Here is a 24,241-nt window from a genome sequence, read left to right as displayed (position 1 = left end):
TCGCGGCGACAGGCGCCGCGATCGTGCTGGCCGGGCCGCTTCTGGCCCCGCAGCTGCTTGCCTTTCCCCATTATGGCGAGAGCAATGGCGACAGGGTCTGGTCGGTCGAACCGATCGACCCTGCCGCACTCGACGCCGTGACGAAACGCGCGAACGCCCTTATCGCGAAAAGCCCGATCGCCACGGGCGACGAAGGCCGCGACATATTCCTGACCGACGGTGGCTGGCGCTGGACCTGGCTTTCCGCGCCGTCGAGTTACGGCGCATTTGCCCTATCCCGTCCGCTAGGCGAACCGATCGTCCTGAACCGCAGCGATCTTGCCAGCGACCTTGTCACGAACGGCGCAACACAGGGCGGGGAACGCTCGATTTCCGCCATCATCGCCCACGAAACCGCCCATGGCATGATCCGCAGCCGCTATGGCTTCGTCAAAGCCGCCCTCGCCCCGCAATGGCTGGTTGAGGGATATGCCGATCATGTCGCGCAGGAATCTAGCCTGAGCGATGCGGAATATCAGGATATGAAGGAAAGCGGCGATAGCCACCCGGCCATGCCCTATTACGAAGGGCGCAAGCGGGTCGCAGCTACTCTCCATGCTAACGGCGGCGATGTCGACGCGCTTTTCGCAGGCGATTAAGCGAAAATCCTGCCCTTACAATCATCCCGCCATCACCTAGATAGACGGGCGATGAACCAGAAAAGCAGCAAAGCCCGTCTCGAAGTCCGCCAGGCCGAAGCACGGGACGTATCCGCCATCGCCGCCCTTGTCCGCCGCGCCTACGAGGACCTGCCCGCCTATACCTTCGGCGAAATCCGTGGCCAGATGAACAACTATCCCGAAGGTTGTTTCGTCGCGAAGCTGGACGGCAAGCTGGTCGGATATTGCGCCACGATGCGCGTCACCAAGAACATGGCGATGCGTCCTCATACCTGGGACGAGATCACTGGCAACGGTTTCGGTTCGCGTCACATTCCCAACGGCGAATGGCTCTACGGCTACGAGATGTGCGTCGACCCCAAGGTGCGCGGCACGCGTATCGGGCGCCGCCTTTACGAGGAACGCCGCGCGCTGGCCGAAAGGCTCGAGCTTTCGGGCATCGTCTTCGGCGGTCGCATGCCGAACTACACCCGCAACCGCCGCAAGGTCGAAGATCCACAGGATTACCTCAACAAGGTGGTCGAGGGTAAGATCCACGACCCGGTTCTGCGTTTCCAGTTGGCCAACGGGTTCGAGCCTATCGGCATCCTCGAAGGCTATCTGCCCGAAGACAAGAAATCGAAGGCCAACGCCGTCCACATGGTCTGGCGCAACCCATACGTCGACAGCGAACAGCCGAAGAAGTTCCGCCTGCCCCGCGACGTGGAGAGCGTTCGTATCGCGACCTGCCAGATGCAGGCCCGCGCGGTTAACGATTACGAGGAATTCATGCGCGGCGTCGAATATTTCGTCGACGTCGCCGCCGACTATGAAGCGGACTTCATCCTCTTTCCCGAACTGTTCACCCTGCCGCTGCTGTCCTTTGCCGATCAGGAGCTGAGCAGCCAGGAATCGATCGAGGCGCTGTCGGCCTACACCCCCCGCATCCGAACCGCGCTGTCGAAGATGGCGCTTGAATACAACATCAACATCATTGGCGGGTCGCATCCGACGCGGATGGAAGACGGCGACATCCACAACGTTGCATACATCTGCCTGCGCGACGGTTCGATTCACGAGCAGGAGAAGATCCACGCCACCCCGAACGAGGCGTATTGGTGGAACATCAAGGGCGGTGACAGTATCGACGCGATCCAGACGGACTGCGGCCCGATTGGCGTTCTCATCTGCTACGACAGCGAGTTCCCCGAACTCGCGCGCCGCCTCGTCGACGAAGGCGCGCGCATCATCTTCGTGCCGTTCTGCACAGACAGCCGTCAGGGTTATATGCGCGTTCGTTACTGCGCACAGGCTCGCGCGATCGAGAACCAGTGCTTCGTGGTGATGAGCGGCAACGTCGGCAACCTGCCGAACGTGGGTAACATGGACATCCAGTACGCCCAGTCCTGCATCCTGACGCCCTGCGATTTTCCCTTCGCCCGCGACGGCATCGCCGCAGAGGCAAGCGAAAATGTCGAGACACTGACGATCAGTGATGTGAACCTTGCCGATCTGTCGTGGGCCCGCGCAGAAGGAACGGTGCGCAACCTCGGCGACCGCCGTTTCGACCTCTATCGCATCGAATGGGACGGCCGCGTCGGCAAGCCCGCCGATGCAGCAGGCGTAGCCGAAGATGCAGGCGGCCGCCCGCTCGGCACCAAAACGATGGGCGGCGGCTGAGCGGTCAGTCGGCGGCAAGTTCCCCGTCGGCGTACATCTTGCGCAGCTTCAGCTTGTTGACCTTGCCGGTCGCACCCAGCGGAATCGCTTCGACGAAACGAAACTCGTCGGGCATCCACCAGCTCGCGATGCGACCGGTGAGAAATTCGCGCAAGTCGTCCTCGCTTGGCAGAAGTCCGGATTCGGGCTGAATGATCAACAGCGGCCTTTCGCCCCACTTGTCGTTCGGAATGGCGATGGCCGCTGCGTTGGCCACTTGCGGGTGAGAGATCACCGCGTTTTCCAGATCGATCGAACTGATCCATTCGCCGCCCGACTTGATGACGTCCTTCGAGCGGTCGGTCAGACGGATCGCGCCCTCCTCGTCGACCGATGCGAGGTCGCCGGTGTCGAACCAGTCGTTCTCATCAAGGATGTCGCCACCATCACCGCCGAAATAGCTGCTGACGACAGCAACACCGCGGATCTGCAGGTTTCCCGAATCCCCGCTGCCTCGCGCGACCGTATCGCCTTCGCTGCCGACGACGCGCAGTTCCGTGCCGAACAGGGGAATGCCCTGCGCCATCTTGTGCGGCAGAACCTTCTCGAACGGTGCATCGACCAGCCCGCGCGGAACATGCGAGACCGACCCGATCGGCGAACATTCGGTCATGCCCCAGGCGTGGCCAACCTCGACGCCATAGTCTTCTTCGAATGCGCGCAAAATACGTTCGGGAATGGCCGACCCGCCGATGCACACCCGCTTCAACCATGGCAAGTCAAGCTTGTTGGCTCGCATATATTCAAGCAGCCCCATCCAGAGCGTCGGCACGGCAGCCGTAAGCGTCACGCGCTCGTCGGTCAGCATCTCGTGGATCGACCGACCGTCCAGACCCGGCCCCGGCATCACCATCTTTGCGCCCGCCATCGGCCCTGCAAAGGCCAGTGCCCAGGCATTGGCGTGGAACATCGGTACGACCGGCATCACCGTGTCGTGACTGCCCAGATCGAAACAGTCCTTGCTTAGCGAAATCATCGCGTGGATCACGTTCGACCGGTGCGAATAGAGTACGCCCTTGGGATTGCCCGTCGTGCCTGACGTATAGCAAAGCCCGCAGGCGCTGTTCTCGTCGAAACCGCCCCACGCCGTTCCGATATTCGCCGCGGCGATCCATTTCTCGTAACAGATTGCGCCGAGCTGATTCTCCGGCATTTCGGATGGGTCAGCGATGATGACGTAATGTTCGACCGAGATCTGCTCGCGCACAGCCTCGACCAAGGGCAGAAACGTGGTGTCGAAAATAAGCACCCGGTCGGCAGCGTGGTTGATGATCCAGGCCAGCTGCTGCGGGTGAAGGCGCGGGTTCAGCGTGTGCAGCACCGCCCCGATGCCCATCGCCCCGTACCAGCTTTCCATGTGCCGTTCGCTGTTCCACGCCAGCGTAGCGACCCTGTCGCCTGCCGTGATGCCAAGCGCCCTCAGCGCACCCGAAACCTGCCGCGCCCTTGCGTGCACTTCAGCATAATTCGTGCGATGGATCGCCCCGTCGGTCCGGCGCGTCACGATCTCGGTATCGCCGAAATAGCTTGCCGCGCGGTCGAGGATCTTGTCGACCGTTAGCGGCCAGTCCTGCATCAGGCCCAGCATCGTTGCTCCTCTCACCCATGTTCTTGTCTTTGAAGCAAAGATGACCGCGTTCGGCCCATCGTGCAAACGGTCTTGCCGCCTTCCGACATTTTTTGCCGTCAAAGCATGCGCACCCCGCCTCGCGCACTGGCCAATCGACGCATTGCAACGTAGGACTTGCAGGAGATGGCAAGCGAACTGCATTTCTCACCCGTCCTGTCCGACGCACTGGTCATTCTTGGATCTGCGGGTATCGTCATCCCGGTCTTCGCCAGGTTCCGGATCACCCCGATCATCGGATTCATCCTCGTCGGCATGCTTGTCGGACCGTTCGGCCTCGGCAGACTGGTCTTCGAATATCCCTGGCTTCAGTACATAACGATCACCGATCCACAGGGGCTGGAACCATTTGCCGAATTCGGCATCATCCTGCTGCTGTTCACGATCGGGCTGGAACTGTCTTTCAACCGCCTTTGGCAGTTACGGCGCATGGTCTTCGGCCTCGGCGCGCTGGAGCTGACGATTTCGGCGGCGCTGATCGCCTTCGCTCTGATGACAATGGGCCAGTACTGGACCGGCGCGATGGGCCTGGGCCTTGCGCTTGCCTTGTCTTCGACCGCGCTGGTGCTGCCGATTTCCGGCACGAAGAGCCCGGTGGGCAAGGCCGCGCTCTCCATGCTGCTGTTCGAGGATATCGCCATCGTCCCGATTATTTTCCTCTTGGGAGCGATGGCCCCCTACGCATCGAGCGAAGGAATGGAAGGCCTGTGGTACACGATCTGGACCGGCGGCCTCACGATCATCATCCTGATGCTGGGCGGTCGGTTCCTGCTGCCCCGCCTGTTCGCACAGGCAGCCCGGACCAAGAGCCCTGAATTGTTCCTTTCAGCCAGTCTGCTGGTGGTGATCGTTTCGGCACTGGCAACGGCCGCTGTCGGCCTTTCGCCCATCGTCGGCGCGCTGATCGCGGGCCTGCTGATCGCAGAGACGGAATACCACACCGAAGTCGAGGGCATTACCGCCCCCTTCAAGGGCCTCGCCCTCGGGATATTCCTGATTACCGTGGGCATGGGGGTGGACCTTGGCGTCATCGCGGCGAACGCATGGCCGATTGCGCTGGCCGTGTCCGGCGTCCTGCTGGTCAAGGCACTGGTGACAGGCGGCCTGCTGCGCATGATGGGCGCACGGCGCGGCACGGCGGTAGAAACGGGCATCACGATGTCTAGCCCGTCAGAAACGACCCTCATCGTTCTGTCCGCAGCCGCCACGGCGCAGCTGATCCAGCCCCAGACGGCACAGTTCTGGCAGATCGTGACGGCCATCGGCCTCACCATCACGCCGATCCTCGCGCTGATCGGCCGCAAGGTCGCGCGCCACGTCGATGCGGCGCCGGCGCCCTCGCTCGACGGCAATACCGATCCTTCGGAAGACCGCGCGATCATTATCGGTTATGGCCGCGTCGGACGGCTGATTGCCGACATGATGCAGAAACATGGACAACGCTTCCTGGCCATCGATGCCGACCCCGAAATGGTCGATATCGCGCGCCTGCGCAAACATCCGCTGATGTTCGCCGACGCACGCGGACCAGCTCTGGACCGACTGGACCTGTCGAAGGCGTCCGCGATCATCCTGACGATGGACGAACCGGTTCTGGCCGCGCGGCTGCTGCGCAAGCTACGCAGCCGCTATCCCGACATGCCGATAATCGCGCGTGCTCGCGATACGGAACATGCAGCCGAACTCTATCGCGCGGGCGCGACCGAGGCTGTGCCCGAAACGCTTGAAAGCTCGCTGCAATTGTCGGAAGCCGTACTGGTGAACATCGGCGTCGCCATGGGGCCGGTGATCGCCTCGATCCACGAAAAGCGCGACGAATACCGCGAACAGATCATGCGCGAAGGCGAACTCGATCGTAAGCCCAAGCTGAAGACAACCCTTGCCGACCGGGCGAGCGGCAAGAAGGGCGAAGTCGAAGCGGCCTGAGCCGGCTCGGCACCCGATGCCTTGTCGGGGCGCGGCGGATCAGACGGCGAGTGCTTCCTTTACCGCCGCGATCGCTTCATCGGCCTTGCCGCCATCGGGGCCCCCGCCCTGCGCCATGTCGGGACGGCCGCCGCCACCCTTGCCGCCCAGCGCCTCGACGCCCTTGCGGACAAGATCGACCGCGCTGAACCGATCGGTCAGGTCATCCGTCACAGCAACCGCGAACGCAGCGCGTCCGTCGTTGACCGCAGCAATGGCAGCAACACCCGAACCCAAACGCTTCTTCGCCTCGTCAAGCAGGCCGCGCAGTTCCTTGGGGTCCATGCCTTCCAGCACCTGTCCCGCGAACGCGACGCCGCCGACTTCCTCTTCGGCGGGTGCAGACGCAGAACCGCCACCGGTCGCCTCGGCAAGCGCCAAGGCCTTCTTCGCTTCCGAAAGTTCGCGTTCGAGCCGCTTGCGCTCGTCGATCAGCGCGGACACCCGGCCCGCGACTTCATCGGGCGCTGCCTTCATCAGACCCGCAATCGCCTTCAGCGCATTCTCGCGACCGACCAGCCACTTGCGAGCAGCCTCGCCGGTCAGTGCCTCGACGCGGCGCACACCCGAGGAGACAGCACTTTCAGACACGATGCGGAATACCGAAATATCGCCGAGCGCCTTGACGTGCGTGCCGCCGCAAAGTTCGACCGAATAGGGCTTCGTATCCGAACCCGCGCGGCCCATCGAAAGGACGCGGACTTCCTCGCCGTACTTTTCGCCGAACAGCGCCATGGCGCCAGCCTCGATCGCGTCGTCGGGGCTCATCAGGCGAGTGGTCACCGTCTCGTTGTGGCGGATCTCGGCGTTTACCTCGGCCTCGATCGCCTCGATGTCAGCGTTGGTCAGCGCATTGGGGTGGGAAAAGTCAAAGCGCAGGCGATCCGCCACGACGAGCGACCCCTTCTGCGTGACATGTTCACCAAGCCGGTTACGCAGCGCCGCGTGCAGCAGGTGTGTTGCCGAGTGGTTCGCGCGGATCGCATCGCGGCGTTCCGCGTCGACCGTCAAATGAACCGTCTGGCCGACCTCGATAGTACCGCTCTCGACCCGAGCATGGTGCACGTGAAGGCGGCCCAACGGCTTGGACGTATCGCTGACCTTGAGCGACAGGCCGCCAGGTCCGGTAATCGTGCCGGCGTCGCCAGCCTGACCGCCACTTTCGCCATAGAACGGCGTCTGGTTGGTAAGGACGAGGACATCCTGCCCTTGCTCGGCCACCATCTGCGTTTCGATGCCATCGACGAGCAGCGCGACCACGCGGCCCTCGCCATCGGTAGAAGTGTAGCCGGTGAATTCGGTTGCGCCTTCACGTTCGGCGATGTCGAACCAGACCTCGCCCGAAGCCGCATCGCCACTGCCCTTCCATGCGGCGCGGGCGGCAGCTTTCTGCTGCGCCATCGCGGCATCGAATCCTTCGCGGTCGACGCCGATCCCGCGCGAACGCAGTGCGTCCTCGGTCAGGTCGTAGGGGAAGCCGTAAGTATCATAGAGCTTGAACGCGGTTTCGCCGGGCAGTTCGTCGCCGTCGCCCATGTTACCGGTCGCTTCGTCGAGAAGGCGCAGACCCTTGTCGAGCGTTTGGCGGAAACGGGTCTCCTCGCGTTCCAGAACTTCACTAATCAGCGCCTGCGCACGGGCGAGTTCGGGATAGGCCTGACCCATCTCGGTCACCAGCGAGGGCACAAGACGGTGCATCAATGGCTCGCTCGCACCCAACAGGTGCGCATGCCGCATGGCGCGGCGCATGATACGGCGCAGGACATAGCCGCGGCCCTCATTCGACGGCAGCACGCCATCGGCAAGCAGGAAGCTGGTCGAACGCAAGTGATCAGCGATGACGCGGTGGCTGGCCTGCGTCGGACCTTCGGCCTTCACGCCGGTCAGGCTCTCCGACGCAGCGATCAGCGCCTTGAACGTGTCGATGTCGTAGTTGTCGTGCACACCCTGCATGACCGCCGCGATACGTTCGAGGCCCATGCCGGTGTCGATCGAGGGCTTCGGCAGCGGATCGCGCGAACCGTCGGCCTTCTGCTCGAACTGCATAAAGACGAGGTTCCAGATCTCGATAAAGCGGTCGCCATCTTCCTCAGGCGATCCCGGAGGGCCGCCCCAGATATGCTCGCCATGATCGTAAAAGATCTCGCTGCACGGACCGCAGGGGCCAGTGTCACCCATCGACCAGAAGTTGTCAGACGTCGAAATCCGGATGATCTTGTGATCGGGAAGCCCCGCGATCTTCTTCCACAACTCGAACGCCTCATCGTCGGTGTGGTACACCGTCGTCGTCAGCTTCTCGGCAGGGATACCCCACTCTTTCGTCAGCAGGTTCCAGGCGTGCTCGATTGCCTGTTCCTTGAAATAATCGCCGAACGAGAAGTTACCGAGCATCTCGAAGAACGTGTGGTGACGCGCGGTATAGCCGACATTATCGAGATCGTTATGCTTGCCGCCTGCCCGCACGCACTTCTGCGATGATGTCGCCCGCGGCGGATCGCGCGTTTCAAGACCCGTGAACACGTTCTTGAACGGCACCATGCCCGCATTCACGAACATCAGTGTCGGGTCGTTGTACGGCACCAGCGGCGCCGAATGGACTTTGGCGTGCCCAGCCTTGCCAAAATAGTCGAGGAAGGAGGCGCGGATATCGTTGGTCGAACTCATGGGAAGCCAGTTAGGCGACCCGCGCTTTTCCAGCAAGATCGAACGTGCGCACTATTCCCCGTCACGGCGATCGCCCAGCTCGATCAGTCCAGAACTCGATCAACACCAGATATGCAAAGGGCGGGCCCGGCCGATGCCGCGCCCGCCCCTTCAAGGCACTAACCTTTCGAAAATCAGTCGTCTTCGCCGGGGCCGACCATCATCTCTTCGGCAACCTCGTCGGTCTTGCCGCGGATCGCGTTTTCGAGACGCTCACAGACTTCCGGATTTTCCTTGAGGAAGTTCTTCGCATTCTCGCGGCCCTGACCGATGCGGATCGAATCATAGCTGAACCACGCGCCCGACTTCTCCACGATGCCGGCCTTCACACCCAGATCGAGGATTTCACCGATCTTGGAGATGCCCTCGCCGTACATGATGTCGAATTCGACCTGCTTGAACGGCGGTGCGACCTTGTTCTTCACAACCTTCACACGGGTCGCGTTGCCGACGACTTCGTCGCGATCCTTGATCTGGCCGGTGCGACGGATGTCGAGGCGGACCGAGGCGTAGAACTTCAGCGCATTGCCACCCGTCGTCGTTTCCGGGTTGCCGTACATCACGCCGATCTTCATGCGCAGCTGGTTGATGAAGATCACCATGCACTTCGAACGGTTGATCGAACCAGTCAGCTTGCGCAGCGACTGGCTCATCAAACGGGCCTGCAGGCCGACGTGGCTGTCGCCCATTTCGCCCTCGATCTCGGCGCGGGGAACGAGAGCGGCGACCGAGTCGACCACCAGCACGTCGATCGCGTTGGAGCGGACCAGCGTGTCGGTGATTTCCAGAGCCTGTTCACCGGTGTCCGGCTGCGAGACGATCAGTTCGTCGATGTTTACGCCCAGCTTCTTGGCATAGACAGGGTCGAGCGCATGTTCCGCGTCGACGAAAGCCGCCGTGCCGCCGTTCTTCTGCGCCTCTGCAATGACATGCAGGGCGAGCGTCGTCTTGCCCGAGCTTTCCGGGCCATACACCTCGATCACGCGGCCCTTGGGCAGCCCGCCCACGCCGAGCGCGATGTCGAGACCGAGCGAGCCGGTGGAGATAGCCTCCACGTTCATCGCTTCCTTCGAGCCCAGCCTCATAGCCGAACCCTTGCCGAATGCCCGATCGATCTGGGCCAGGGCGGCGTCGAGCGCCTTTTGCCGATCCACGTTGTTTTCCTTGTCCACCAGCTTCAGATTTGCTGCCATCGTTCCGGCCTCCACATCATGATTGCCCCCGATCGGGTGATCGGCAATGACAGTCATGTATCCCATTTGTTCTCATGGAACAAGAGGAGAACGAAATTTCCGCGGGCAACCCGCAGAATGCACGATCAGCGATAGGTCTATTCGCGCGTCGCGCCCAGCACCGAAACGACCTTTTCCCCGATCTGTGCGACCGAAAAAGGCTTTGGCAGGAAATACATCGAGGCAATGTCGATTTCGCGGCGCAACTGTTCCTCGGCATAGCCCGACATGAACAGGACAGGCAGCTCCGGCTTCAGCTTGCGAATCTCTCGCGCCATGGCCGGACCGTCCATCGTAGGCATGACAACGTCGGAAATGACGAGGTCGAAATCCGCCCCCGCCCGCACGATTTCCAGGCCTTCCTCACCGTCGGAGGCGACCGTGACCTTGTAGCCCTGTCGCACCAGCGCGCGTTCCGCGACGGCGCGCACGGTGTCTTCGTCCTCGACCAGCAGGATGCGGCCGGTTCCGCCGAATGCAGCGCGTGGTTCCACTTCCTTCTTCGGTTCTGCAACGACTTCGCCGGCCATCTGCACGTGTACTGGCAGATAGACGCTGAATCGCGCGCCTTCGCCCGGTTCGCTGTCGCAGAAGATGAAGCCGTCCGACTGCTTGACGATACCGTAGACGGTCGACAGCCCGAGCCCGGTGCCCTTGCCGGTTTCCTTGGTCGTGTAGAACGGCTCGAAAATCTTGCCGAGCTTGTCGGACGGAATCCCCTCGCCCGTATCCTCGACAATCAGCGCGGTATAGTTGCCCGGCGGCAGGATCTCGTTCTTCAGCGCGCGGACTTCGCGCGGGGTGATTTTCTGGGTCGAGATCGTCAGCGTCCCCGCCTCGCCCTTGCTGAGCATGGCGTCGCGCGCATTGACCGCGAGATTGACGATCACTTGTTCAAGCTGGCTCGGGTCGGCCCGAACGGCGCCAAGCGCGCGGTCGTGCTTGACCTCCAGCTTGATCTTCTCACCGATGAGCCGCTTCAGGAGCGCCGAAACCTCGGAGATGACGTCGGGCAGCTGCAGGACCTGCGGACGAAGCGTCTGTTGCCGGGAAAACGCGAGCAACTGGCGCGTCAGCGAGGCTGCGCGGTTCGAGTTCGCCTTGATCTGCTGAATGTCGTCGTAATCGCTGTCGCCCGGCGCGTGGCGCAGCAGCATCAGGTCGCAATAGCCGATGATCGCGGTGAGCACGTTGTTGAAGTCGTGCGCGACGCCGCCTGCCAGCTGTCCCACTGCCTGCATCTTCGTCGCCTGCGCGACCTGGCGCTTGAGGCGTGTTTCCTCGGTCGTATCCTTCAGGCTGAGCAGGACAGCCGCATCGCCGAGCCCGCGCACGCCCGCAAGGCTGAGCGTGACCGGTTCTTCCGGACTGGCATGAAGCCGGATCGGCAATGCACCTGAACTGGGCGTCCCCGCGGCGTGGCGGCGGATCGAATCGGCCAGCGCGCCCTTGTCTTCGCGGACGACGAGGTCGGACGGAAAAGGCGGAATCTCGCCCAAAGTCTCGAGGCCCGCCGCACGGCGGAAGGCCTTGTTCGCAAAGAGGAACCGCCCGTCTCGGTCGGTCATGGCAAGTCCGAGCGGCAGCAGCGCCAGAAGGCTCTCGATCTCGGGCAGCGCGGCCGAGTTTCCGGCGTGGAGACCGCCTTCGAGGATCAGGAACAGCACGGGCGGCTGCCCCTCTCCGCCCGCGATCACGTCGGGATCGCTGATAGGCATGTGGACGAGGCGCAAGTCCTCGCCGCTCGTGCCTTCGCGCGCGTAGTAAATGCGGTCGTAATCGTCGGCGGTCAGGTATTCGACGAACTCGCGCCCGACGATATTGGCCGGAATTTCGCCAGCCGCGCGCCGCGCGAACTCTCCGTTCGAACCGAGTATCTCGCCCTTCGCGCTGACGGCAACGGCCTGAATGCCCGCGATGCCGAGAGCGCGGCCGAGCTTGTCGTCGAGCTGGCGCACCACCCGCGCGCCAAGGTCGACCATTTCGACCGGCGCCAGTTCCCACACGAGATGGTTCTGCCCGCGCCCGGCCCGGCGCAAAACCGCGTGCCAGCGCCCACTGGTGCCGACGAGCGGGCCGACAGTAGCCTCACCCGAACGCCAGGCTTCCCGTTCTGCCTCGCGCAGGATTTCCTGCGAATCCTCGTCGAGCGCGAGTTCGGGCGGGGTGTTGTAGAAACCGAACCACTCACCGTAGCGGCCGTTGGCGCACACGACGCGGCCCGAACGCTCGGTAATGACGGTCGCGACATCGGGACGTTCGATCGCAGCGACAGTGACCGACCAGTCCGGCGGGGCCAGAGTGGCTTCGGCCTCCCGCGGTGCGCGGCGGGTCGCATTGTGCAGCGCGACCGCGAAAACCAGCAGTGCGCCCGCATAGGCCACGGTAAGCTGCCAGACGCCGGTGACGATCTGGATCGCAATGACAGAGGCGAGCACAGCGAAGCCGATCAAAACCCAGTCGGGCAGCGCCTTGCTCCGCGTTTCCCTCAGTCTTGCGAAATCCAATTACTCAGCCTCCGCCTTGCGGGCCTTTTCCAGCCGCTCGCGGCGCAACCGTATCACGCGCAACCGCTTGCGCGCGACCCACCAGCGCCAGAACCATGAGGACAAGAGATAGCCCAGCGACGCGCAAACGGAAGCCAGCGTGACCAGCCCGAAAGCAGTCACCAGCGTTTCGCCCGTCAGCCATTCGAGGAACCGGTCGAATTCGGTACTCTGCATCGCGGTGCTGACAGGTGCGATGTAAGTGTTCTGGTCGACCCTAAGCAGCGAGCTGCCCAGCCAGTTCGCGAACCACCAGACGAAAGGGATCGTCGCGGGATTGGTAATGAAAGTCGTGACCGCCGCAACCGGCACGTTGGCCCGAAACGGCAGAGCCAGCAGTGCGGCGACGAAGATCTGGCCAAGCGGAATGATGATGCCGGCCGCAATGCCGAGCGCGACCCCGCGCGGCACGGAACGGCGGGTAAAACGCCAAAGCTCGGAACGCAGCACGCGATGCGCGAAGGGACGGATGAAGCGGTTCTGCTCCATCTGTTCGCGCGTCGGCATTTTGGACCTCGTCCAGCCGGCCAATCGCCTTGCCATGCGCTGAGGCATATAACCTTTCCAAAAAATACCGGTCGCAGACCTTCGCGAGCCTTGCGACTCCCCCATTAAACCCGCTTAGATACACAAGCCGTGAACGCCGTCACCTTTTCGGTGCGATGTTTCACGATTTGTCACGTTTCCTGCCGGAAAATTACCCATGCTCGCGCATGACGCGGGCCTTGTCGCGCTGCCAGTCGCGTTCCTTGATCGTCGCGCGCTTGTCGTGCGTCTGCTTGCCCTTGGCGAGCGCCAGTTCGACTTTCGCCCGGCCCTTCGAATTGAAATAGACCGACAGGGGAACCAGCGTCATGCCCTTGCGCTCGACCGCGCCCAGCAGACGCTCGATCTCGCGCGCATGGAGCAGCAGCTTGCGCGGGCGCTTCGGCTCGTGGTTGTAGCGGTTGCCGTGAGTGAATTCGGGGACGTTGGCATTGACCAGCCAAGCCTCTCCATCGCGGATTTCGGCATAGGCCTCGGTGATCGAACCCTCGCCGAAGCGCAGCGACTTCACCTCGGTGCCCGTCAGCGCGATGCCGGCCTCGAAAGTGTCCTCGATGAAATAGTCGAACCGCGCGCGCCGGTTCTCGGCGACGGTCTTCATCTTGTCGAAAGTAGAGGGCTTGGGTCTTGCCATGGGACGCGCATGTAGGGATGGCGCGCCAAAAACGGAAGAGGCAGCTCTTGCAGTGTCCCCTCAGGCGTATGTGCAAATCCGGTGGTTGACCTTCGGCGGCAAGATGGTGACAAACGGCATTGACGGGAAAATCGTTCCGGGGGAATAACTTGAAATACCTGCATGCGCTTTGCGCACCGTTTGCAGTCGCGGCAATGGCCGCGCCCAATGCCGCCTTTGCAGAGGCTCCGCCGCTCAGCGCCTATGGAAACCTGCCGCAATTCCAGGATGCCGCACTGTCGCCATCTGGCAAGCGCCATGCAATGATCGCCGATCGGGAAGGCGTGCCGACTCTCTTTCTGGTCGAGGGCACGCGTGCGCTTTCGATGATGCCGGTAAAGGACATCAAGGTCCGCCGGATCAGCTGGCTCGACGAGGACACGGTCCAACTGATAACCAGCAACAGCGACACGCTGAGCGCCGATTTCACGACGGCGCGGACCGAACATTGGTCGGCGCACCTGGTCTCCGTCGATCCCAAGGTCGCGATCCGGCAGGTCTTTTCGAAGCAGAAGGGCATTTTCGACGCGATCAACGGCACATTCGGGGTCCGCACGATCGATGGCAGGACCGTTGCCTACTACTCCGGGATCGAGCTCAAAAAGATCAAGGTGAACAGCCACATGCTGGAATATGCCTTCGATCACAATCGCCCCGCCCTGTTCGCGGTCGACATTGAAACCATGGACGCCAAGCGCATTGCCGTCGCGGCAAGCGAGGGCGAGGATCGCGACTGGCTGGTCGACGCAAATGGCGGTGTCGCGGCGACATCGCGCATCGACGGTGAAGGCAAGTGGGACATTCGCAATGCAGCGGGCACGATCATCGCCAGCGGCGTCAACCCGATGGGCCGGTTTTCGTTGCGCGCGCTTGGGCCCCAAGGGCGCAGCGTCCTCTATTGGGCCGAAGATCCTGCGATCCGGGAAACCGTGCTCTTTTCCGCACCGCTCGACGGATCGGCCGCGGCCAGCAGATTCGAGCCGGACGTCGATATCGCATCGCTCTATACCCACCCCGTCACCGGCCATTACACCGGTTATCGCACGACCGACGGCGACCGGATCATGCTTGACCCCAAGATCGGTCAGCGCATCGAAAGCGTGCACGGCGCCTTCCCGGCCCTGCATTCCACGGTCGAGGATTTCTCCAACGACTATGCCACGTACCTCGTGCGGACGGACGGCAACAAGGACAGCGGCACGTGGTACAAGGTCGACTTGCGCAAAGGCGCTGCCGACGCGATCGGGTACGAACGCCTGCCGGTAAAGCCTGGCGATGTCGGGCCGATCTCGACTTTCGAATATACGGCCAGCGATGGAATGGAACTTGACGGCATCCTGACCCTGCCGCCCGGTATCGAGGCGAAGAATCTGCCCGTCGTCATGCTGCCCCACGGCGGGCCACACTCGCGCGATGTCGAGGGTTTCGACTGGTGGGCGCAGGCTTTCGCGTCGCGCGGCTATGCCGTGTTCCAGCCCAACTTCCGGGGCTCGACCAACCGGGACGAGGCGTTCAAGCGCGCAGGTTACGGCCAGTGGGGCCGCAAGATGCAGACCGACGTATCCGACGGGCTGGCCGCATTGGCCAAGGCCGGGATCGTCGATGGAACCCGCGCCTGCATCGTGGGGGCGAGCTACGGCGGCTATGCCGCGCTGGCCGGGGTCACGGTCGAACAGGGCAAGTACCGCTGCGCCGTGGCGGTCGCGCCAGTGACGGACCTCAAGCTGCTCCGCCGCCTCGACATCGGTGCCGTCAACGAAACATCGGGCGGGATGACCGGGCGCAGGCTCGAACAGACGCTCGGCCCGCGTGCCGAACTGGACGCGGTCTCGCCGCTGCGCCTTGCCGACCGCGCCGATGCTCCGATCATGCTGATCCACGGGCGTGACGACATCGTGGTCGAATACCTGCACAGCCAGAAGATGGCCGAGGCGCTCAAGAATGCGGGCAAGCCTTACGAATTCGTCGAGCTTTCGGAAGAGGACCACTGGCTCTCGAAAGGGCCGACCCGGCTGCAGATGCTGACCTCGGCGGTCGGTTTCGTGCAGAAACACAATCCGGCAAGGTAATCGGCATTTTCGGAGGATTTCGACGAACTGCTTGCCGCGGCGTTCTCGCCGCTGATCGTGCCTGCAGCACCGATGCCGGCCCTTGCCTAGGATCCGCCGCCGATCACCAGCGGGACTAACCCGCGGCTCGACATATCGCTGCTGTCCATCGAGGCCTGCGGCGATACCGTGGTCTATTCCGAGGGCGATCCGCCGGCCACAACGCGCTGGCTGGAGGGTCTGACGGGCAGCACACCGGTCGTTTTTTCGGGTAATGGCTTCACAACGGCGACCAGGACGGCGGGAGCTGGTTCTTCGTCGGCCTGGTCGCGAATATGGCCAAAGCGATCGCATTCGAACGGATGGCGATCGGGAATGGCGAATGGGGCGGCAAGATGCAGACCGACCTGTCGGAGGGACTGGCGAGGCTTGCCGAAACCGGCATAGCTGAAGCGGGCCGCGCCTGCATCCAGCGGGCTCAGCTACGGCGGTTATGCGGCGCCAGCAGATGGTGGAAGCGTCGATTGCCTTCGTGACGCGGCACAACCCGCCCGACTGATCGCCGGGCGGGCAAGCGCCGGGCCGTCAGATCAGCCCGGCATGCTCAAGCGCTTCGTCCACGGCCTTGCGCGCCTTTTCCGATGCCTTGACCAGCGGCAGCCGCAGATCGTCGGTCATCCAGTCGTGCACGCGCGACAGGGCATACTTGCAAGGCGCGGGGCTTGCGTCTTCAAACATGGCGTAGTGCAGCGGATAGAGCTTGTCGTTTATCTCGCGCGCCTTGGCGAAATCGTTGTCGACGCAGGCCTGCTGGAATTCCGCGCAAAGCTTGGGCGCGACATTCGCGGTAACCGAGATGCAACCCGATGCACCGGCGGCGTTGGCAGGTAGCGACAGTTCGTCGTCGCCCGAGAGCTGGCAAAAGTCCGCGCCGATCCCCATGCGGTGATCGACAACGCGTGACAGGTCGCCGCTGGCGTCCTTGATACCGACGATGTTGCCGGGGAAACGCTTGGCCAGTTCGCACACCGTTTCCGGCTCGATATCCGTCACCGTGCGGCCCGGCACGTTATAAAGGATAATCGGCAAATCGCAGTTTTCCGCAAGGTGCGAGAAATGCGCGATAATGCCTTCCTGGCTGGGCCGGTTGTAATAAGGCGCGACGACCAGTGCCGCCGATGCGCCGTAACGCTTCGAAAAGGTCATGTGCATCAGCGCATTTGCGGTATCGTTTGACCCGCAGCCAGCGATGACAGGGACGCGACCCGCCGTATGTTCGACACAAATTTCGATTACACGGTGGTGTTCGGCATTGGTGAGCGTGGACGCCTCGCCAGTGGTGCCGCACGGGACGAGCGCCTTGGAGCCGTTCTCGATCTGCCAGTCGATGAGTCGGCGGAAGGCTTCCTCGTCGACGATGCCGTCGCGAAACGGGGTGACGAGGGCAGGAATTGACCCTGAAAACATCGATAAGGCTCCGGATTGATACAATATTGCAGTGGGAAACACGCGAGTGGTTAAGACGGAACAATACTCGCGGGTTAACCGTTCACCGCCTGATAAGGAGGGACCCCCTATTATGTCCAGCATGGGCAAACGTCGATCACTGATCCGTTCCGCGCCCCTTTTCAGGGCCGGTGTTCTTGCAACTCTCGCTTTTGGCGGATTTTGGGCGATGCCCGCCGCCGCACAGCAGGCTTCGCAGACCGAGACTTTCGGCAGTATCCAGTGGAACCCGTCCGACTGGGACAAAGCGCGAATGCGCAGCCTTGCGGCCCGTCCGGGTCCGATGACTTACGCGGTCACGCGCTGGAACCAGCTCATTTCGCAAAACAACGGCTCGTTTGAGGAATTCGCGGGCTTCATCAACCAGTACCCCGGCTTCCCGCGGCAGGACTACCTGCAGGGCAAGGCCGAAAAGGCGCTGGCCGATTCGTTCGTAGAACCGGGCCGCATCGTCGCCTTCTTCGACCGCAATCCGCCGCTGTCGAACACGGCCCGCGCGCAGTATGCTCTGGCCCTGAAGTCCGTCGGCCGCCCCGAAGCTGCAAAGATCGCGCACGAGGCATGGCGCGGCGGCACGATGTCGCCGGTGGCCGAGGCGACGATCTACTCGATGTTCGGGGCCACGTTCTCTGAAGAAGATCACGTCGCACGCATGGACGAACTGCTTTGGCAGGCCGATCTCACCGCCGCGCAGCGCCAGATCAATTACATTCGCGGCGCATCGCGCCCGCTTCTGATGGCGCGCCTCGCCGCTGCGCAGGGTCAGGATCCGTCCTCGATCGGCCTCACCGTCCCCAAGGCGGCGACGGGCGATCCGGGCTACCTCTACAACCGCGCCCGCCAGCTTCGTACCAGCGGTCAGGGCATGGCCGCGCGCGGCCTGCTGGTGAACGCTCCTGCCCTGTCGCACCGTCCTGACGATGCCGAGGCGTTCGTCACCGAAATGCGCCTGCAGGCCAGCGATGCCGTCGCCATGGGCGATATCGGCACGGCGGTCCGCATCGGACGCCTCGCCACGCAGGCCTTCACGCCCGATACCGACGTTTCCAAGCTGTCGAGCGGCATTCGCGACGAATACGAGAAGCTTTTCTACAACGTCGGCGAAGCGGCCCTGTCGCGCGGCGATGCCCGTAGCGCAGCGGAAATGTTCGAGATCTATGGCAAGAGCCAGCGCACGGCCCCTGCCCGGACCAAAGGGTTCTACTTCGCAGGCCTTGCCGCCGATCGCGCCAATCTGCGCGATATGGCACGCCGCAACTACGAGGCTGCGGCAGCCTATCCCGACCAGTTCTACGGCCAGCTCGCACATGAAAAGCTGGGCCGCGCCCTGAAGGTGCCCGCAGGCGTCCTGCCGATGCCCTCGATCGCGGCGCGGACCGAGTTCAACGCCAAGCCGCTCGTCCAGGCCGCCCGCGAGGTTGGCCGCATGGGCGACTGGCGCACGGCGGTCTATTTCTTCCGCGAGCTGGGCCAGCAGGCCGAGACCGGCGAAGACTGGGCGCTCATCGCCGAACTTGCCCGCGAAACCGGACGCCGCGACCTTGGCGTTATCGCCGGTCGCGAGGCATCGACTTCACAGGTCCATGCCTTTGCGCCTTATGCTTTCCCGCGCATCGACGTGCCGGCTGGCACAAGCAATACCTGGTCGATGATCCACGCGATCAGCCGCCAGGAAAGCCAGTTCGCCACCGACGCAGTCAGCCACGCGGGCGCGCGCGGCCTGATGCAGCTCATGCCCGGCACGGCGCAGGAGCAGGCGGGCAAGATGTACATGAGCTACAACCGCAGCTCGCTGATCGACGATCCGCAGTACAACATGCGACTCGGCGCAGGGTACTTCTCGCGCATGATGGACGTGTTCGGCGGCAGCTATCCGCTGGCCGTCGCTGCCTATAACGCAGGCCCCGGCAATGTCGGCAAGTGGCTGCGCGCCAACGGCGATCCGCGTAAGGGCGAGATCGGCTGGGTCGAGTGGATCGAGAAGATCCCGTTTACCGAGACGCGCCGCTATGTCGCGCGTGTGCTGGAAAACGCGGCCTACTATGACGCGCTCTATCCCGATGCGGGCAATCGCAGCGGCGACTATCCGCTCAGCTATTATCTCGGGAAACGTCCGGGGCAGTAATGGCCCCGGCCCGGTCCTCTCGGTAAGAGAGGGGCATGAGCGAGCCGGTCAAAGATTCCGTCAAAAAGGTGGGGGGCAATCCCATCACACCCGCAGGGTTTGCCGCCCTGCGGGCGCGTTACGACGTGTTGCTGGGTGAAGAGCGTCCGAAGATCGTGGACATCGTCAGTTGGGCCGCAGGCAATGGCGACCGCAGCGAAAACGGTGATTACATCTATGGCCGCAAGCGCCTGCGCGAGATTGACCGCGAGTTGGGCCATCTGTCCCGCCGGATGAAGGCCGCGCGCGTCGTCGATCCGGCAGAACAGCCCGACAAGGGCAAGGTATTCTTCGGCGCGTGCGTCACGATTGCGGACGAGGACGACGAGCATCGGACTGTCACGATCGTCGGCGACGACGAAGCGGATGCCGGTTCGGGCTTGATCGGCTGGAGTTCTCCCCTCGCACGTGCGCTGCGCGGGGCGGGTATCGGTGATCTTCGTACCGTGCGGCTTCCTGCGGGCGACAAGGAATGGGAAGTGATCGGGATCGCTTATGGGTAGGTGGTTTCTTGCCGCGCTCGCGCTGATCGGCCAGTTGCAGGCTGTGCCAGTGCAAGCCGCGCCCGAAGCGGTTTCGGTTCATTCGGGTTGGGGTGCCTTTCGGGACGGAGATCGCTGCTATGCCATCGCGCAGGCCGAACCTTCACCATATGCGCGTGAGCGTCAGCCATTCGCCAGCGTCGTCGTCTCGCCGGGAGAGCCCCGCCTTACCTTGCGCCTATCGCGCACACTGGCCCGTGATGCGGTCATCACGCTCGATGTTGGAAACAGGCGGTTCCGGCTTGCTGGCGGTGGTGATAGCGCTTGGGCACGCGATGCGGCCGATCACGCCGCCGTTCTGGCGGCAATGCGCAGCCGTGACACGATGACCGTCGGCGCACGCGATGCGAACGGGCGCTTCTTTCGCGACGCTTACAAATTGGCCGGCGCGCCGACAGCGATGGACGCGGCCATCATTGCCTGCCGCCCATAGAAAAAACGCGGGCCGGTTCCCCGACCCGCGCTTTCATTCTTTGCGGTTTGGCCCGCGCTCAGAAGCGCATGCCCACCGATGCCACAACCTGGTGACGGTCCGTATCGATGTCGAAACGGTCGCTGTCGGGCAGATCGCCGTTTTCGAACTCCGCTTCGCTATAGTTTGAATAGCGATACTCGATCTTCGTGAAGGTGTTATCCGAGAGGGCATATTCAAGGCCCGCGCCTGCGCGCCAGCCGTCGGCGTTAATGTCCTGCTTCAGTTCGCTTTCGCCATCCGACGCAAGAACGTTGAACTTGGCGTTGGTGTAACCGCCCTTCACGTAAGCAAGCAGATCAGGGGCAACCTTCGCACCGACGCGGGCGCCGATGTAAAGATCACGGCCCGTGTCGACACGGCCAAGGCCGAACCCTTCGTAGTCCATGCCGTCGCTGTATTCGGTCTTGGCGGTCGAGTCGGTGTATTCACCCTCGATACCCAGAACAACGTTGCCCATGTCATAGTCGTAACCGATGCCGACACCGTAAAGCAGGCCGTCGATATCCTGGTCGTCCATGTCATTCAGGTCGTTATCGGCGTCCGAACCGGCCTGCGAAACGTCGTAGCCGACGATGGCTTCGACGCGCGGACCGCTGAAGTCTTCGGCGGCGGCGGGCATGGCCACAGCACCAAATGCGGTGCCTGCGGCGAGAATTGCAACGATCTTTTTCATAGTAACTCCAATCATTTCCCTCATTCGCCCTCTTGTGAGGTACGATGCCCCGCGACGGGGCTTGGATCACGGAAATGATCGAACGGCGAGCCTTGTTTCATGAACGCCAGACAACGATGCGGCCGGTCGAAAATCCGTCACGATCTGACGCTGAAGCGTTCCATGCTTGCGACCGACTGCTGCCGAATGCGTTTTTCGGACAGAGTGTGTATTGAAATCGTGCCGGGCGCCTCCTTCCCGCACGGGCACGCCCGGTCCCGTCCTATCGGCGCCCTTTGCGTGCGCGCAGTTCCTCTCTATATGGCGCGCCATGCAGATCCCCGGCCACATCGACCCCGTTCCCGTTCCCCGGGAGGTCACTCCGCGCGAAGACGGACGTATCGACCTCCTCGGCCTGCCGAAAAAGCAGATCGCCGCCCTGTTTGAACAGGCGGGCCTCGACGCGCGCCAGGCAAAGCTGCGCGGCAAGCAGGTGTTCCATTGGATCTACCATCGCGGCGTATCCGACTTCGAAGCGATGACCGACATCGCCAAGACCATGCGCCCGTGGCTGGCCGACCGCTTCGTCATCGCCCGCCCCGAAGTTGTCGAGGCCCAGCATTCAAGCGACGGCACCCGCAAGTGGCTGCTGCGCACGGCGGATAAGCACGACTTCGAGATGGTGTTCATCCCCGACGCGGACCGCGGCACGCTCTGCGTTTCGAGCCAGGTCGGCTGCACCCTCAATTGCCGCTTCTGCCACACCGGCACGATGCGCCTTGTCCGCAACCTGACGCCGGGCGAGATCGTGGGACAGGTCATGCTGGCCCGCGACGCCTTGGGCGAATGGCCGAAGGGCCGGATGGACGGGCTCGACGATGCGGAAAGCGAGGGCGATTATTCTGCCGACGGACGCTTGCTCACCAACATCGTGATGATGGGTATGGGCGAACCGCTCTACAATTTCGACAACGTGCGCGATGCGCTCAAGATCGTGATGGACGGCGATGGCCTTGCGCTGTCAAAGCGCCGCATCACGCTGTCGACCAGCGGCGTCGTGCCGATGATGGACAAGTGCGGCGAAGAGATCGGCGTGAACCTTGCCGTCTCGCTCCACGCCGTCACCAAGGACATCCGAGACGAGATCGTACCGATCAACAAGAAGTACGGCATCGAGGAACTGCTGCAGGCCTGTGCCGATTATCCGGGCGCATCGAATGCGCGGCGCATCACGTTCGAATATGTGATGCTGAAGGACAAGAACGACAGCGACGACGACGCGCGCGAGCTTGTCCGCCTTATCAAGAAGTACAAGCTTCCGGCCAAAGTGAACCTGATCCCGTTCAACCCCTGGCCCGGCGCGACTTACGAATGTTCGACGCCCGACCGTATCCGCGCTTTCTCGAACATCGTGTTCGAAGCCGGGATCAGCGCGCCGGTCCGCACGCCGCGTGGGCGCGACATCGACGCGGCCTGCGGTCAGCTCAAGACGGCAGCGGAAAAGAAGAGCCGGGCCGAACTGGACCGGATCGCCGCCGAAAAGCAGGCGGCGCTGGAAGACTGATCAGTCTGCGTCGGCGCGCGCGTCATATTCGGCGCGCGCGCTTTCGATCTCGATCCGGTTGTCGATGACCCACCGGCTGAGCATCGTCACCGGGCCCCACAGCGACTTGCCAAGCGGCGTCAGTGCATAGTCCACGCGCGGCGGGACCGAAGGCGTGACCTTGCGGCTGACCAGCCCGTCGCGTTCTAGGTTGCGCAGCGTGCGGGTCAGCATGCGCTGGGAAATACCCTCGACCGCACGGCGCAGTTCGTTAAAGCGGCGCGGTTCCTCGCCCAGCTTCATGACGACCTGCATCGACCACTTGTCCCCCACGCGCGACATCATGTCGGTCACCGCCGGGCATGCGCCGATCGCTTCAATCGCAGCGGTCACACCCATGTGCCCTGCGGACGTTTCTGTGCCTTCTTGAAGGTCCGGGTCGATCATTTCCATATGGGGTCGGTTATCATTTGATACCGGAGCATAGCAACGTGAATATCCTGCACATCGACAGTTCGACATCCGGCGCCGATTCGGTCAGCCGCGCGGTTACCAGGGCCGTCATCGACAAGCTGACCGCCGACAATCCGGACGCCAGCGTCACTTATCGCGATCTCGGCACCGAACCTCTGGCTCACCTCAACCCCGTCATCACCGGCGCGATCCGCACGCCCGAGGAACACCAGACCGACGACATGAAGGCCGCCGCGGCGCCCGAACGCGCGATCCTGGACGAATTTCTTGCCGCCGACACGATCGTGATCGGCGTGCCGATGTACAATTTCGCGATTCCCTCCAACCTCAAGAGCTGGATCGACCGTCTGGGCGTGCCGCGCACCACGTTCCGCTATACCGAGAACGGCCCCGAAGGCCTTGCCGGCGGTCGCCGCGTGATCTTCGCGATCGCAGCCGGCGGCCCCTACGAGCCGGGCAGCCAGCCGCTCAGCCTGATCGAGGATTTCCTGACGACGATGTTCGGTTTCATCGGCATCACCGACATGACATTCGTGCGCGCAACGGGCGTCGGCATGACCGGCCCCGAAGGCGCGATCGACAAGGCGAAAGAGGACATCGCCAAGCTCTGAACCCTTGAAACGAGACCGGCGAAACGTGCCTAATTCGGAGTTAATCGCGTTTCGTCGTTTCTCGGAAACGGTTCGTCCATAAGCTAAAATCTGAAGACGCGGTTCATCTCCCGTTCCGGGATCGGATTGCACTCATGAGGGTAAGTGCTGAGCGATCTGACCGATTGACCAGTCGGACTGAAGAAAGGACGAACCATGAAGAAGACGCTGATGGGGGCCCTCGTGGCAGCAAGCGTAGCCATTCCCGCCCCGGTTCTCGCCGATCCGCCGCCTTGGGCGCCCGCGCATGGCGCGCGTGCGAAGCATAAAGGCGGCCATTATTACGAGCCGCGCGTTATGCGCCGCGGTGATCGTTACTGGCGCGGCGACGATGGCCGCTACTATTGCAAACGCAATGACGGCACTACGGGCCTGATCATCGGTGCTGCCGGCGGTGCTCTTCTGGGTCGCGAAATCGACGGCGGCCGCGACCGCACGACCGGTACGATCCTCGGCGCTGCGGCCGGTGCGATCATCGGCCGCGCGATCGACAAGGGCGATGCCCGCTGCAACTGATCTCCTGAAATCAATGCCAGCC

At 62.9% G+C, this 24,241-nt stretch carries 20 protein-coding genes; 11 read left to right on the top strand and 9 right to left on the bottom strand.

Features of this window, described 5'->3' with window-relative positions; genetic code table 11:
* The first annotated feature begins 23 nt into the window (after positions 1-23).
* Both A9D15_RS13150 and A9D15_RS13145 read left to right on the top strand, forming a co-directional pair.
* On the top strand, positions 24-638 hold the full coding sequence (locus tag A9D15_RS13150) for a hypothetical protein (protein WP_082924459.1): 615 nt from the start codon (positions 24-26) through the stop codon (positions 636-638).
* Between the two features lie 51 nt (positions 639-689).
* Positions 690-2,318: a bifunctional GNAT family N-acetyltransferase/carbon-nitrogen hydrolase family protein gene (locus tag A9D15_RS13145; protein WP_066765695.1), complete on the top strand. Its 1,629-nt coding sequence runs from the start codon at positions 690-692 to the stop codon at positions 2,316-2,318.
* 4 nt (positions 2,319-2,322) lie between these two features.
* On the opposite strand, the gene A9D15_RS13140 is transcribed toward A9D15_RS13145, so the two are convergent.
* The gene (locus A9D15_RS13140) at positions 2,323-3,945 is read right to left on the bottom strand and encodes a long-chain-fatty-acid--CoA ligase (protein ID WP_066765694.1); all 1,623 of its coding nucleotides are present in this window, start codon (positions 3,943-3,945) and stop codon (positions 2,323-2,325) included.
* A gap of 165 nt (positions 3,946-4,110) precedes the next feature.
* Between A9D15_RS13140 and A9D15_RS13135 the strand changes: the two genes are divergently transcribed.
* Positions 4,111-5,910, top strand: coding sequence for a cation:proton antiporter domain-containing protein (locus A9D15_RS13135; protein WP_066765693.1), 1,800 nt, complete (start codon positions 4,111-4,113; stop codon positions 5,908-5,910).
* Between the two features lie 39 nt (positions 5,911-5,949).
* Here the strand turns inward: A9D15_RS13135 and alaS are convergent, their stop codons facing one another.
* From alaS to smpB, 5 genes are all read right to left on the bottom strand, one after another.
* Positions 5,950-8,613, bottom strand: a complete 2,664-nt coding sequence (alaS, locus tag A9D15_RS13130) for an alanine--tRNA ligase (protein ID WP_066765690.1) — start codon at positions 8,611-8,613, stop codon at positions 5,950-5,952.
* 173 nt (positions 8,614-8,786) lie between these two features.
* Positions 8,787-9,845: a recombinase RecA gene (gene recA / locus A9D15_RS13125; protein WP_066766128.1), complete on the bottom strand. Its 1,059-nt coding sequence runs from the start codon at positions 9,843-9,845 to the stop codon at positions 8,787-8,789.
* 137 nt (positions 9,846-9,982) lie between these two features.
* Positions 9,983-12,391: a hybrid sensor histidine kinase/response regulator gene (locus A9D15_RS13120; RefSeq protein WP_066765688.1), complete on the bottom strand. Its 2,409-nt coding sequence runs from the start codon at positions 12,389-12,391 to the stop codon at positions 9,983-9,985.
* On the bottom strand, positions 12,392-12,937 hold the full coding sequence (locus A9D15_RS13115; RefSeq protein ID WP_066765686.1) for a DUF2062 domain-containing protein: 546 nt from the start codon (positions 12,935-12,937) through the stop codon (positions 12,392-12,394).
* A gap of 190 nt (positions 12,938-13,127) precedes the next feature.
* Entirely contained in the window at positions 13,128-13,610 is a 483-nt protein-coding gene (gene smpB, locus A9D15_RS13110; protein WP_066765684.1) for an SsrA-binding protein SmpB, read from the bottom strand.
* 149 nt (positions 13,611-13,759) lie between these two features.
* Here smpB and A9D15_RS13105 point away from each other — a divergent pair, with 149 nt between their 5' ends.
* Positions 13,760-15,718 carry an alpha/beta hydrolase family protein gene (locus A9D15_RS13105; protein WP_244881981.1) on the top strand — a complete coding sequence of 653 codons (1,959 nt, stop codon included), beginning with the start codon at positions 13,760-13,762 and terminating at the stop codon, positions 15,716-15,718.
* A gap of 314 nt (positions 15,719-16,032) precedes the next feature.
* Positions 16,033-16,233: a hypothetical protein gene (locus tag A9D15_RS13100; RefSeq protein ID WP_066765682.1), complete on the top strand. Its 201-nt coding sequence runs from the start codon at positions 16,033-16,035 to the stop codon at positions 16,231-16,233.
* Positions 16,234-16,282: 49 nt separating this feature from the next.
* On the opposite strand, the gene dapA is transcribed toward A9D15_RS13100, so the two are convergent.
* The gene (gene dapA / locus A9D15_RS13095) at positions 16,283-17,164 is read right to left on the bottom strand and encodes a 4-hydroxy-tetrahydrodipicolinate synthase (protein WP_066765680.1); all 882 of its coding nucleotides are present in this window, start codon (positions 17,162-17,164) and stop codon (positions 16,283-16,285) included.
* Positions 17,165-17,372: 208 nt separating this feature from the next.
* On the opposite strand from dapA, the gene A9D15_RS13090 reads away from it, so the two are divergent.
* The 3 genes from A9D15_RS13090 to A9D15_RS13080 are packed head-to-tail and all read left to right on the top strand — an operon-like array spanning position 17,373 to position 20,342.
* A complete protein-coding gene (locus A9D15_RS13090; protein WP_229660256.1) occupies positions 17,373-19,328 on the top strand; it encodes a lytic transglycosylase domain-containing protein in 1,956 nt (651 codons plus the stop codon).
* A 35-nt stretch (positions 19,329-19,363) separates the two neighbouring features.
* Positions 19,364-19,870, top strand: a complete 507-nt coding sequence (gene greB, locus A9D15_RS13085) for a transcription elongation factor GreB (protein WP_066765676.1) — start codon at positions 19,364-19,366, stop codon at positions 19,868-19,870.
* Positions 19,863-20,342, top strand: coding sequence for a hypothetical protein (locus A9D15_RS13080; RefSeq protein ID WP_066765675.1), 480 nt, complete (start codon positions 19,863-19,865; stop codon positions 20,340-20,342). The genes greB and A9D15_RS13080 overlap by 8 nt, the downstream gene beginning before the upstream one ends.
* Positions 20,343-20,400: 58 nt before the next feature.
* Here A9D15_RS13080 and A9D15_RS13075 read toward each other — a convergent pair whose 3' ends face one another.
* Complete coding sequence (locus A9D15_RS13075; protein ID WP_066765674.1) at positions 20,401-21,057, bottom strand: outer membrane protein; 657 nt, start codon at positions 21,055-21,057, stop codon at positions 20,401-20,403.
* A gap of 310 nt (positions 21,058-21,367) precedes the next feature.
* Here A9D15_RS13075 and rlmN point away from each other — a divergent pair, with 310 nt between their 5' ends.
* Positions 21,368-22,600 carry a dual-specificity RNA methyltransferase RlmN gene (gene rlmN, locus A9D15_RS13070; RefSeq protein WP_066765672.1) on the top strand — a complete coding sequence of 411 codons (1,233 nt, stop codon included), beginning with the start codon at positions 21,368-21,370 and terminating at the stop codon, positions 22,598-22,600.
* Here the strand turns inward: rlmN and A9D15_RS13065 are convergent, their stop codons facing one another.
* Positions 22,601-23,032, bottom strand: a complete 432-nt coding sequence (locus A9D15_RS13065) for a winged helix-turn-helix transcriptional regulator (protein ID WP_244881980.1) — start codon at positions 23,030-23,032, stop codon at positions 22,601-22,603. It lies immediately after the preceding gene.
* A 38-nt stretch (positions 23,033-23,070) separates the two neighbouring features.
* Here A9D15_RS13065 and A9D15_RS13060 point away from each other — a divergent pair, with 38 nt between their 5' ends.
* On the top strand, positions 23,071-23,664 hold the full coding sequence (locus A9D15_RS13060; protein ID WP_066765670.1) for an FMN-dependent NADH-azoreductase: 594 nt from the start codon (positions 23,071-23,073) through the stop codon (positions 23,662-23,664).
* Between the two features lie 195 nt (positions 23,665-23,859).
* Positions 23,860-24,219, top strand: coding sequence for a glycine zipper 2TM domain-containing protein (locus tag A9D15_RS13055; protein ID WP_066765668.1), 360 nt, complete (start codon positions 23,860-23,862; stop codon positions 24,217-24,219).
* The last annotated feature ends 22 nt before the right edge of the window (positions 24,220-24,241 follow it).

The organism is Croceicoccus pelagius (assembly GCF_001661915.1).
Classification (GTDB): Bacteria; Pseudomonadota; Alphaproteobacteria; order Sphingomonadales; family Sphingomonadaceae; genus Croceicoccus; species Croceicoccus pelagius.
This window is presented reverse-complemented; position numbering and strand designations above follow the sequence as displayed.

Coding starts and splice junctions, on each gene's coding strand:
- A9D15_RS13065 (WP_244881980.1), bottom strand. CDS start 23,032: ATGGAAATGATCGACCCGGACCTTCAAGAAGGCACAGAAACGTCCGCA.
- dapA (WP_066765680.1), bottom strand. CDS start 17,164: ATGTTTTCAGGGTCAATTCCTGCCCTCGTCACCCCGTTTCGCGACGGC.
- A9D15_RS13080 (WP_066765675.1), top strand. CDS start 19,863: ATGGGTAGGTGGTTTCTTGCCGCGCTCGCGCTGATCGGCCAGTTGCAG.
- A9D15_RS13145 (WP_066765695.1), top strand. CDS start 690: ATGAACCAGAAAAGCAGCAAAGCCCGTCTCGAAGTCCGCCAGGCCGAA.
- recA (WP_066766128.1), bottom strand. CDS start 9,845: ATGGCAGCAAATCTGAAGCTGGTGGACAAGGAAAACAACGTGGATCGG.
- greB (WP_066765676.1), top strand. CDS start 19,364: ATGAGCGAGCCGGTCAAAGATTCCGTCAAAAAGGTGGGGGGCAATCCC.
- A9D15_RS13100 (WP_066765682.1), top strand. CDS start 16,033: ATGGCCAAAGCGATCGCATTCGAACGGATGGCGATCGGGAATGGCGAA.
- A9D15_RS13135 (WP_066765693.1), top strand. CDS start 4,111: ATGGCAAGCGAACTGCATTTCTCACCCGTCCTGTCCGACGCACTGGTC.
- A9D15_RS13115 (WP_066765686.1), bottom strand. CDS start 12,937: ATGCCGACGCGCGAACAGATGGAGCAGAACCGCTTCATCCGTCCCTTC.
- A9D15_RS13090 (WP_229660256.1), top strand. CDS start 17,373: ATGCCCGCCGCCGCACAGCAGGCTTCGCAGACCGAGACTTTCGGCAGT.
- smpB (WP_066765684.1), bottom strand. CDS start 13,610: ATGGCAAGACCCAAGCCCTCTACTTTCGACAAGATGAAGACCGTCGCC.
- alaS (WP_066765690.1), bottom strand. CDS start 8,613: ATGAGTTCGACCAACGATATCCGCGCCTCCTTCCTCGACTATTTTGGC.
- A9D15_RS13055 (WP_066765668.1), top strand. CDS start 23,860: ATGAAGAAGACGCTGATGGGGGCCCTCGTGGCAGCAAGCGTAGCCATT.
- A9D15_RS13140 (WP_066765694.1), bottom strand. CDS start 3,945: ATGCTGGGCCTGATGCAGGACTGGCCGCTAACGGTCGACAAGATCCTC.
- A9D15_RS13075 (WP_066765674.1), bottom strand. CDS start 21,057: ATGAAAAAGATCGTTGCAATTCTCGCCGCAGGCACCGCATTTGGTGCT.
- rlmN (WP_066765672.1), top strand. CDS start 21,368: ATGCAGATCCCCGGCCACATCGACCCCGTTCCCGTTCCCCGGGAGGTC.